Annotated in this window: 8 protein-coding genes; 6 read left to right on the top strand and 2 right to left on the bottom strand. The window is 67.3% G+C overall.

Going from position 1 to position 9,206, the window contains the following annotated elements:
* Window positions 1-158: 158 nt before the first annotated feature.
* From otsB to QMX83_RS17860, 4 genes are all read left to right on the top strand, one after another.
* Window positions 159-923 carry a trehalose-phosphatase gene (gene otsB / locus QMX83_RS17875; RefSeq protein WP_282297992.1) on the top strand — a complete coding sequence of 255 codons (765 nt, stop codon included), beginning with the start codon at window positions 159-161 and terminating at the stop codon, window positions 921-923.
* 17 nt (window positions 924-940) lie between these two features.
* Complete coding sequence (locus tag QMX83_RS17870; RefSeq protein ID WP_282297991.1) at window positions 941-2,722, top strand: glycoside hydrolase family 15 protein; 1,782 nt, start codon at window positions 941-943, stop codon at window positions 2,720-2,722.
* Window positions 2,719-4,086 (top strand): alpha,alpha-trehalose-phosphate synthase (UDP-forming), encoded by a 1,368-nt coding sequence (otsA, locus tag QMX83_RS17865; RefSeq protein WP_282297990.1) that lies wholly within the window; start codon window positions 2,719-2,721, stop codon window positions 4,084-4,086. The genes QMX83_RS17870 and otsA overlap by 4 nt, the downstream gene beginning before the upstream one ends.
* 328 nt (window positions 4,087-4,414) lie before the next feature.
* On the top strand, window positions 4,415-5,701 hold the full coding sequence (locus tag QMX83_RS17860; RefSeq protein ID WP_282297989.1) for an OmpA family protein: 1,287 nt from the start codon (window positions 4,415-4,417) through the stop codon (window positions 5,699-5,701).
* Window positions 5,702-5,778: 77 nt separating this feature from the next.
* Here QMX83_RS17860 and pgeF read toward each other — a convergent pair whose 3' ends face one another.
* Both pgeF and rluD read right to left on the bottom strand, forming a co-directional pair.
* Window positions 5,779-6,552, bottom strand: a complete 774-nt coding sequence (pgeF, locus tag QMX83_RS17855) for a peptidoglycan editing factor PgeF (protein WP_282297988.1) — start codon at window positions 6,550-6,552, stop codon at window positions 5,779-5,781.
* Window positions 6,552-7,550, bottom strand: coding sequence for a 23S rRNA pseudouridine(1911/1915/1917) synthase RluD (gene rluD, locus QMX83_RS17850; protein WP_282297987.1), 999 nt, complete (start codon window positions 7,548-7,550; stop codon window positions 6,552-6,554). Before rluD ends, pgeF begins: the two co-directional genes overlap by 1 nt.
* Before the next feature lie 115 nt (window positions 7,551-7,665).
* On the opposite strand from rluD, the gene QMX83_RS17845 reads away from it, so the two are divergent.
* Together QMX83_RS17845 and QMX83_RS17840 are read left to right on the top strand one after the other, a co-directional pair.
* Complete coding sequence (locus tag QMX83_RS17845; RefSeq protein WP_282297986.1) at window positions 7,666-8,550, top strand: outer membrane protein assembly factor BamD; 885 nt, start codon at window positions 7,666-7,668, stop codon at window positions 8,548-8,550.
* Window positions 8,551-8,671: 121 nt separating this feature from the next.
* On the top strand, window positions 8,672-9,136 hold the full coding sequence (locus tag QMX83_RS17840; protein ID WP_282297985.1) for a hypothetical protein: 465 nt from the start codon (window positions 8,672-8,674) through the stop codon (window positions 9,134-9,136).
* Window positions 9,137-9,206 lie beyond the last annotated feature (70 nt).

The following is a 9,206-nucleotide window of genomic DNA, read 5'->3' as shown; positions in this document are numbered from 1 at the left end:
GTCACCGATTGGCAGCAATGGTGCGTATTACTACGGGCGTGTCAGGTATACGTTCTGATCGAAGTGTACGGAGTGCCGGCCAACGGCCGGCGCTACCGGAGTGAGGGCTTGCCGCTCAAACACCCGGCAATCACATCTGCGGTGGCATGTTGGCCACCATGGCCAACGACTTCCCCCAACGTCCGCCGCCGCCACTGCTGGACGATGCCTGCGCGCTGTTCCTGGACGTGGACGGCACCCTGATCGAGTTTGCCGACGACCCCGAGGCCGTGCGGCTGCTGCCCGAAGTGCGCGAAGCCATCGGACGCATCAGTGACCGGCTGGAAGGTGCGGTCGCACTGATCAGCGGCCGGCCCCTGGAGCAGCTGGATGCCCTGTTCGCACCACTGCGCCTGCCTGCCGCCGGCCTGCATGGCCACGAACTGCGCACCCACCCGACCCTGGACCCGCCCGCGCACGACGCGGCCGATGACAATACCAGCACCTGGCTGCACGCCGTGCACCAGCAGGCGATGCGCTTCGCGCACGGCCATCCGGGCGTACTGGTCGAAGACAAGGGGCGCAGCCTGGCCCTGCACTGGCGCGGCGCGCCCCACGCCGGTGCCGACGTACAGCAGTTTGCCGAGCGGCACATCCGCGGACACAGCGGCTATCGGCTGCAACCGGGCGACCATGTGGTCGAATTCGTACCGGTCGGCAGCGACAAGGGCCGTGCCATTCGCCAGCTGATGCAGCACACCCCGTTCCGTGGCCGTGTGCCGGTCTTCCTGGGCGACGACCTCACTGACGAATATGGCTTCGACGCCGCCAACACCCTGCACGGCTGGAGTGTGCTGGTGGGCGCGCGCGAACCCAGCGCAGCGGTATTCGCCCTGCCGCAGATCCGCAATGTGCATGGCTGGCTGCGCGAGAACGCTTACTGAAACCGGAAATCCCCCGCATGAGTGAACCCAATCTTGACCTGGGCGTGGTCGGCAACGGCAGTTTCGGTGCGCTGATCGACCGTCAGGGCCGTGTCGTCTGGAGCTGCCTGCCGACCTTCGACGGCGACCCGACCTTCTGCGCGCTGCTGCAACCCAATACCCAAGCCGGCGGCGACTTCGGCATCGAGCTGGAGGACATGACCGGCAGCGAGCAGCAGTACCTGACCAACACCGCCATCCTGCGCACCGTGCTGTACGACAAGCACGGCGGTGCGCTGGAGATCATCGATTTCGCACCGCGCTGGCGCCACAACGACCGCTTCTATCGTCCGGTCAGCCTGATCCGCCAGGTACGCCCACTCAAAGGCAGCCCGCGCATCATCGTGCGCGCCCGCCCGCTGGCCAACTGGGGCGCGGACGTCCCCGATGCCACCTGGGGCAGCAACCACATCCGCTGGGTGCTGCCCGACCACGTGCTGCGTCTGACCACCGACGTGCCGCTGCGCTTCGTCCGCGACCAGCTGCCGTTCGTGCTCAGCCATCCGGTGCACCTGGTGCTGGGCGTGGATGAAACCCTGACCCGTTCGATCAGCGGCTATGTGCAGGAAGCCTTCCAGCGCACCCGTGACTACTGGCGCGAATGGGTGCGCTACCTCTCCATTCCGCTGGAGTGGCAGGACGCGGTCATCCGCAGTGCGATCACCCTCAAGCTGTGCCAGTACGAAGACAGCGGCGCGATCATCGCGGCGATGACCACTTCCATTCCGGAAGCGCCCGGCAGCATCCGCAACTGGGACTACCGCTACTGCTGGCTGCGCGATGCCGCCTTCGTCGTGCGCGCATTGAACCGCCTGGGTGCCACCCGCACGATGGAGCAGTTCCTGGGCTACATCTTCAATCTGGCCACCGCCGACGGCAGCCTGCAGCCGCTGTACGGTATTGGCTTCGAAGCCAAGCTGGACGAACACGAGGTAGCCACACTGGATGGCTACCGCGGCATGGGCCCGGTGCGCCGCGGCAACCTGGCCTGGGTTCAGCGCCAGCACGATGTTTACGGCAGCGTTGTGCTGGCCTCCACCCAGCTGTTCTTCGATCAACGCCTGCAGGACCCCGGCGATACCCATACCTTCGCGCGGCTGGAGCCGCTGGGCGAACAGGCCTTCGCACTGCACGACGTGCCCGACGCGGGGCTGTGGGAGTTCCGCGGTCGCACCGAGGTGCACACCTACACCAGCGCGATGTGCTGGGCCGCGTGTGATCGCCTGTGCAAGATCGCGGTGCGGCTGAAGCTGGACGAACGCGCCACGTATTGGCGCGACCGCGCCAACACCATTCATGCACGCATCCTGCGCGAAGCGTGGAGCGAGGACCTCGGCCACTTCACCGACACCTTCGGCGGCCACCGCCTGGATGCGTCGCTGCTGCTGCTCGCCGACATCGGCTTCATCGAGGCCGATGACGCCCGCTTCATTGCCACGGTCGAGGCGATTGGCCGCGATCTCAAGCATGGCAATGCGCTGTACCGCTATGTGGCTCCGGATGACTTCGGCGAGCCGGAAACCAGCTTCACCATCTGCACCTTCTGGTACATCGACGCGCTGGCCGCGATTGGACGACTGGACGAAGCGCGCGAGATGTTCGAGATGCTGCTGGAACGACGCAACCACCTCGGGCTGCTGTCCGAAGACCTCGCCTTCGACAATGGCGAGGCCTGGGGCAACTTCCCGCAGACCTATTCGCACGTGGGCCTGATCACGGCGGCAATGCGGCTGTCGCGCAGCTGGCAGGAGGCCTCATGAGTCGCCTGGTGGTGGTCTCCAACCGGGTCGCGGTACCCGGGCAATCGACCTCCGGCGGCCTGGCGGTCGGTCTGCAGGCGGCGCTGCAGGAGCGCGGCGGCCTGTGGTTCGGCTGGAGCGGCAAGACGGTACGCGAGCCCAGTGGCGCGTTGCATGAGCAGACGGAAGGCGATATCCGCTACGTCACCCTGGACCTCAACAAGCGCGACGTAGACGGTTACTACAACGGGTTCGCCAACCGTACGCTGTGGCCGCTGCTGCACTTCCGCCTCGACCTGGTCGACTACGACCGCGGCACCCGTGAGACCTACCGCCGGGTCAATGCCCTGTTTGCCGAGAAGCTGGCTCCGCTGCTGCGCGAAGACGACGTGGTCTGGATCCACGACTATCACCTGATCCCGCTGGGCGCGCTGCTGCGTGAACGCGGCATCGGTTGCCGCATCGGCTTCTTCCTGCACGTGCCGATGCCCTCGGCCGACCTGCTGCAGGCCATGCCCGACCATCTGCGCCTGTTCTCCAGCCTGTACGCCTATGACCTGGTCGGTTTTCAGACCCAGCGCGATGCCGACCGTTTCCAGTCCTATGTGCGGCTGTTCGGCGGCGGCCAGGTGCTCGAGGGCGGGCTGCTCGAGGCCCCGGGGGGGCGCCGGTTCCGCGCCGCCGCGTTTCCGATCGGCATTGATACCGCCCACATCGAACGGCTGGCCAAGGCCGGTGCCAACAAGCCCGCTGTGCGCGACCTGCGCAACAGCCTGCGCGACCGCCAACTGGCCATCGGTGTGGACCGGCTGGACTATTCCAAAGGCCTGCCCGAGCGTTTCCTGGGCTTCGAGCGCTATCTGCAGCGGCACCCCGACCAGCGCGGCAGCCTGACCTACCTGCAGATCGCGCCGGTATCGCGCGGCGACGTGACCGAGTACCGGCAACTGCGCAGCCAGCTGGAGCAGACCGCCGGCCACATCAACGGCGGATACGCCGAGCCGGACTGGACGCCACTGCGCTACGTGAACCAGAACTTCGCCCACGCCACGTTGACCGGCTTCTACCGCGCTGCGGCGGTCGGGCTGGTCACCCCGCTGCGCGATGGCATGAATCTGGTGGCCAAGGAATACGTGGCCTCGCAGGACCCGGACAACCCCGGCGTGCTGGTGCTTTCGCTGCTTGCCGGGGCCGCCGACGAGCTCAAGCAGGCCCTGCTGGTGAACCCACACGACCTCGACGGCGTGGCCGATGCGATTGCCACCGCTGCCACCATGCCGCTGCGCAAACGCAAGGAACGCTGGGAGGCAATGATGGAACACCTGCGTGGCAACGACATCAACCGGTGGCGGCAGCGCTATCTGGAACAGCTCGAATTCGGCTGAAAACGACATTCGCGGCGGCGCAGGCGATGACGCTTTTAACCCAAAATGAGCAAAACAGGTGCGCCATCCGAATGCTGCACCTGTTCGCGACTCCTATGTCGTTTTTGACCACGCGCGGTGACCACTTCCCGCGTCCACGCTCATTCTCGGGCGGACAAGCCGCCTAGACCGGCCGCGCGCGCTCCCGATTCGCAACCTTTTCCGCTGCGAACTTTCATTTCGCCTTGACGGCCGGTTCCCACATTGACGCCGCAGAGCCCCTGCATGGCGCACGGGGCGACCTGCGCTGACCGAACAGCGACAGGTCTTCGAACCGGGAATCTGATTGATGTCATTGCTCGACCCATTCATTGAAGACACCGCGCTGCACATGGGATTGGGCCACCGTGCCCGCCGACTGGTGGAGGTACTGGTCGATTACATCCGCAGCCTGCCAGGGGGCGTGGAAGGACTCCGCCACCGCTTCGAGCAGGCCGGAATGGGTGAACAGTTCCCCGCCGGCAATCCGCCGCATCGCCTGCTGGCCAGCCAGCTGGAACGGATCGTGGGCCGCGCGGAACTGGTCGCGCTGGCCCGCCGCGCCGCCTTCCCCACCGGCATGTTCGCGGTGGTCGCCGCAGACCTGCTGCCCGGGCTGATCGACGTGATGGAACGCGAAGCGGCACTGGCCGCTAGCGAGCCAGCCGTCGTGGCGGAACGCCTTGCCCCGGCGGCGGTACCGCGTTCGCTGCGCGGAAGTGCATTACGCGGCGCGCTGTGGGTACTGGTCGCCGGCGTGCTGTTATGCCTGACCGGTTGGATCCATCAGAAGACCCGTGCACCGGCCGGCACCGTCGCACAGGCTGCTGCCGTGGCAGCGGCTGAGCGCCACCAGATGCCGCGCCTGACCCTGGTGGTCAGCGCCACCGGCGTCGACGTCCGCGGGCGGCTGCCCAGCGAAGCCGACCGGCGCCGGGTCTGGAACGCGCTGGTGGCGCAGTACGGGCGGGCCCGCGTCGGCGGCGACATCCAGCGCGACCACCACACCCAGTCGCCACGTTGGCTGGACCGCCTGTTGACCGTGTTGCCCTCACTCAACCAGCCCGGCCTGGCGCTGTCGTTCAGCGGTGATGCCCTGAATGCCGACCTTGGCCGGCTGCCGGAAGCCGAGCGTGTTGCGGTATCCGAAACGCTGCGACGGGCGTTCGGCCACCTGCCGATCACGGGATTGTGGGATCCCGGCCGGGTGGCACTTTCGCAGCTGCCGGAGCAGCACGACGCCGATCAGCTGGCGAGCGCACTCAACCAGGGCGTGGTCCGGTTCGCACACAAATCGCCGGAGCTGCGCGCCGACAGCATGGACACCCTGCGTGCCAGTGCCCTGGCGATTCGTCGAGCCGGGCCGCGGCTGCGCCTGGAGGTGGGCAGCCACACCGACAGTCTGGGCACTTCGGACAGCAATCTGCGCCTGAGCCAGCAGCGTGCCGAGGCGGTGGTAGCCGAACTGCGCGCGCTCGGCGTGCCGTCCAGCGCGCTGGTCGCCCGCGGCTACGGGGAAGATCACCCGGTGGCCGACAACCGCCTGGAGGCCGGTCGCGAACGCAACCGGCGCATCGTGTACACCGTATTGGACTGACGGAGGCCTCCCCGTAGAGCCACGCCCTGCGTGGCTTAGCGGTATCCAACCGGGCGGCAGCCACGCAGGGCGTGGCTCTACATCCAGATCAGCGTGGCCATCCGCCCGGTGCGGCGGTCACGCCGATGCGAATAGAACCGGTGCGGATCGGCGATGCTGCAGTACTGACCGCCGTGGATCGCCCCGGCCTCCAGCCCAGCCGCCAGCAGCCGCCGACGCGCCAGCGCGTACAGATCCACCTTCCAGTGCCCCGGACGAGTGGCAACGAACGCCGTAGCCGCCCCTGCGTCCCCGTCCACGAACGCGTGGAAGACGTCCTCGCCCACCTCATAGTGGGCGGGCCCAGCGGCAGGTCCCAGCCACGCCTGCAGCTGCGCAGGCGGGGTCTGCATGGCCGCCACGGTGGCCTCCAGCATGCCGTCCGCCAGGCCACGCCAGCCGGCGTGCGCGGCCCCGATCTCACGGCCGTCGCGCGCGGCAAACACCACGGGCAGGCAGTCGGCGGTCAGGATCGCCAGCACCACGCCCGGCACCGAGGTCACCGCCGCGTCGGCGGTGGGCTCCACCTCCACCCCCTGCGCCACTGGCGGGGCGTCGAAGCGCAGCACGTCCGTGCCATGCACCTGGCGCAGCCAATGCGGGGCTGACGGCAACGTCAGTCCGGGCACCAGCAGGTCGCGGTTGCGCTGCACCTGCGCCGGGTCATCGCCCTCGGCCGAATAGCGGTTGCCCATGTTGAACTGGTCGAACGGCGGCAGGGAGCCGCCGGCCCCATGGCGCAGCGTGGTGACCGCCCGCACCCCGGGGGGCGCGGGCCAGTCCGCGGTCAACACCGGAACGGTGTCGGCCATCAGCGACGCCCGCGTTCCAGCTCGGCGTGGTGGCGGGTGTCCTCCCGCAGCGCATCCAGCAGCGCCACCATGTCGGCCGGCAACGGCGCGCTGTTGCGCACCGGCTCACCGGTGATCGGGTGGGCAAACTCCAGGGTTTCCGCGTGCAGGGCCTGGCGCTTGAAGCCGCGCAGCTGGGCCACCAGTTCATCGCTGGCCCCCTTCGGCAGCTTCAGCGCGCCGCCGTACAGCGGGTCGCCGACGATGGCGTGCTTCAGGTGCGCCATGTGCACGCGAATCTGGTGGGTGCGACCGGTTTCCAACCGGCACTCCAGCGCGGTGTGCGCGCGGAAGCGCTCGCGCAGGCGGTAATGGGTGACTGCGTCCTTGCCGTCTTCACGCACGGCCATGCGGATGCGGTCGCGCGGGTGGCGCTCGATCGGCGCATCGGCCGTGCCGCCCGACACCAGCGCGCCCACCACCACCGCCACGTACTGGCGGTGCACGTCGCGCGCGGCCAGCTGCTCGATCAGCGCGGTCTGCGCCTGCAGGGTGCGCGCGACCACCATGACCCCGCTGGTGTCCTTGTCCAGGCGGTGCACGATGCCGGCACGCGGCAGCACGGCCAGGCCCGGGTCGCGGAACAGCAGCGCGTTGACCAGGGTCCCCGACGGATTGCCCGCACCCGGATGCACCACCAGGCCCACCGGCTTGTTGATGACAAAGACGTGCTCGTCCTCGTACAGGATGTCCAGCGGGATGTCTTCCGGCTCGGCGTGGGTCTGGGTATCGAGCACCACGGTCAGGCTGGCCACCTCACCGCCACGCACCGGGTCGCGCCCGCGCGCCGGCTCGCCGTTCAGCAGGACGTCGCCGGATTTGATCCACTCGCTCAGCTTGGAGCGCGAGAACTCGGGGAACAATTCGGCCAGCACGGCGTCAAAGCGACGACCGGCAGCGCTGTCGGGGACGATCGCCTGACGGGGCGATTCGGATTCAGTTTCGAGGTTTTCAGACATGGCTACACGCTTCAAAAGGACAAATTTGAGGTCCGGACGACCTGTTTCAGTCGCTGGACAGGCCACTAGGCTATCATCGACCCTTCGTATTCCAGCCGCGTCCCGCCCTGACCTCATGATCCGACGCTCGTCCCTGCTGTCCGCGCCCGTCCGTACTGCCGCCCTGCTGGTGGTCCTGGCCCTCGTTTCCACCGGCTGCCACCGGGGTGCCAAGGGCGACAACCCGGATGAAGGCACGCCCGTCGAAGCCCTGTACGACAAGAGCCACGGCCTGATGCAGAAGGGCAACTGGGCCGGTGCCGAAGGCAGCTTCCGCCGCCTGGTCGCCCAGTACCCGTACGGTCCGTACACCGAGCAGGCGATGATCGAGACCGCCTACGCCCAGTACAAGGCCGGCAAGCACGATGACGCGGTGTCCAGCATCGACCGCTTCATCCGTACCTACCCGACCCACCGCAACATCGCGTACATGTACTACCTGCGCGGCCTGTCCAACAGCAACCGCAATACGGTCTTCCTGCGCCGCGTATGGTCGCTGGACCCGAGCCGCCGCGACCTGTCCACCCCGCGCCAGGCCTACTCCGACTTCAACATCGTGGTGGAGCGCTACCCGAACAGCCGTTACGCCGCCGACGCCCGCAGCCGCATGCTGGTGCTGCGCGACGTGTTCGCCCAGCACGAGCTGGACAACGCCCTGTACTACCTGCGTCGCGAGGCCTATGTGTCCGCTGCCGGCCGCGCCAACTACCTGCTGGAAACCTACCCGCAGAGCGCGTTCCAGTACGACGCCGTGGCCGCCCTGGGCGAGGCTTACACCCACCTGGGCAACAAGACCCTGGCCGACGACGCCCGCCGCGTGCTCGAGCTCAACCAGCCCAACCACCCGTGGCTGCAGGGCGACTGGCCCAAGTACCCGTGGATGATCCGCAAGCTCAACCCGTTCGCCGGCGAGAAGTCCGCCAGCACCGGTCAGCGCAACGCGCAGATGGAACGGAAGTAAAAAAAGGGCCCCGCACGGGGCCCTTTCTTTTTCGGGTCGCACCGCCCGGACAAGAGAATGTTGAAAGCGCAGTGAGGCCGTGCAGGGTATTTAACCATCCCCCTTCACGCGTGCCGATACGATGCCGTTGATTCTGTCCTCCCTGCCGCCCACCCGGACGGACACCATTTCTGCTGCTGCGGTCACCCCAGCTTGCCCGCCGGGTGCACAACACACCGAACTCCGGAAGCGGGTCCGGTTCGCGGAAGTTGCAGTTGTTCAGAACATCGACAACTCGTTCAGTGCAATGTCGGCACGCGTTGGCGTGAACCTCAAGGAGCTAAGCGCTTCCCAATGCCTCACGGAGTATGGCGACTCACTGCGGGCTTCTGCCATCAAGGACCAGTTGCTGATGTGCGTGAATTTGAACCGCGGTGGAAAGTTCGTCTCCGAAGGTTCAGAGGCACTATTGCGCAAGGCGTTCTTCAAGGCGGACAAGCTGCCGCGCAAGGAAGCCTGCGGGCCGGGAGACTATTCCTACGATGTGCTATCGGTGTTCCTGGCCGTCGTCGAAAAAAGCCGCCCTGATCTGCTGACGGCTGACTGACGGACACCGTAGAGCCACGCCCTGCGTGGCTGCGCAGCGCACGAACGCGATCAGCCATGCAGGGCGTGGC

The sequence above is a fragment of the Stenotrophomonas sp. PS02289 genome (assembly GCF_029960115.1).
Taxonomy (GTDB): domain Bacteria; phylum Pseudomonadota; class Gammaproteobacteria; order Xanthomonadales; family Xanthomonadaceae; genus Stenotrophomonas.
The sequence above is the reverse complement of the archived record's forward strand: the minus strand, read 5'-3'. Positions and strand labels throughout refer to the sequence as shown.

Excerpts from the sequence above, each read along its gene's own strand:
- QMX83_RS17870 (WP_282297991.1), top strand. The coding sequence starts at position 941 with ATGAGTGAACCCAATCTTGACCTGGGCGTGGTCGGCAACGGCAGTTTC.
- rluD (WP_282297987.1), bottom strand. The coding sequence starts at position 7,550 with ATGTCTGAAAACCTCGAAACTGAATCCGAATCGCCCCGTCAGGCGATC.
- pgeF (WP_282297988.1), bottom strand. The coding sequence starts at position 6,552 with ATGGCCGACACCGTTCCGGTGTTGACCGCGGACTGGCCCGCGCCCCCC.
- otsA (WP_282297990.1), top strand. The coding sequence starts at position 2,719 with ATGAGTCGCCTGGTGGTGGTCTCCAACCGGGTCGCGGTACCCGGGCAA.
- otsB (WP_282297992.1), top strand. The coding sequence starts at position 159 with ATGGCCAACGACTTCCCCCAACGTCCGCCGCCGCCACTGCTGGACGAT.
- QMX83_RS17840 (WP_282297985.1), top strand. The coding sequence starts at position 8,672 with ATGCCGTTGATTCTGTCCTCCCTGCCGCCCACCCGGACGGACACCATT.
- QMX83_RS17860 (WP_282297989.1), top strand. The coding sequence starts at position 4,415 with ATGTCATTGCTCGACCCATTCATTGAAGACACCGCGCTGCACATGGGA.
- QMX83_RS17845 (WP_282297986.1), top strand. The coding sequence starts at position 7,666 with ATGATCCGACGCTCGTCCCTGCTGTCCGCGCCCGTCCGTACTGCCGCC.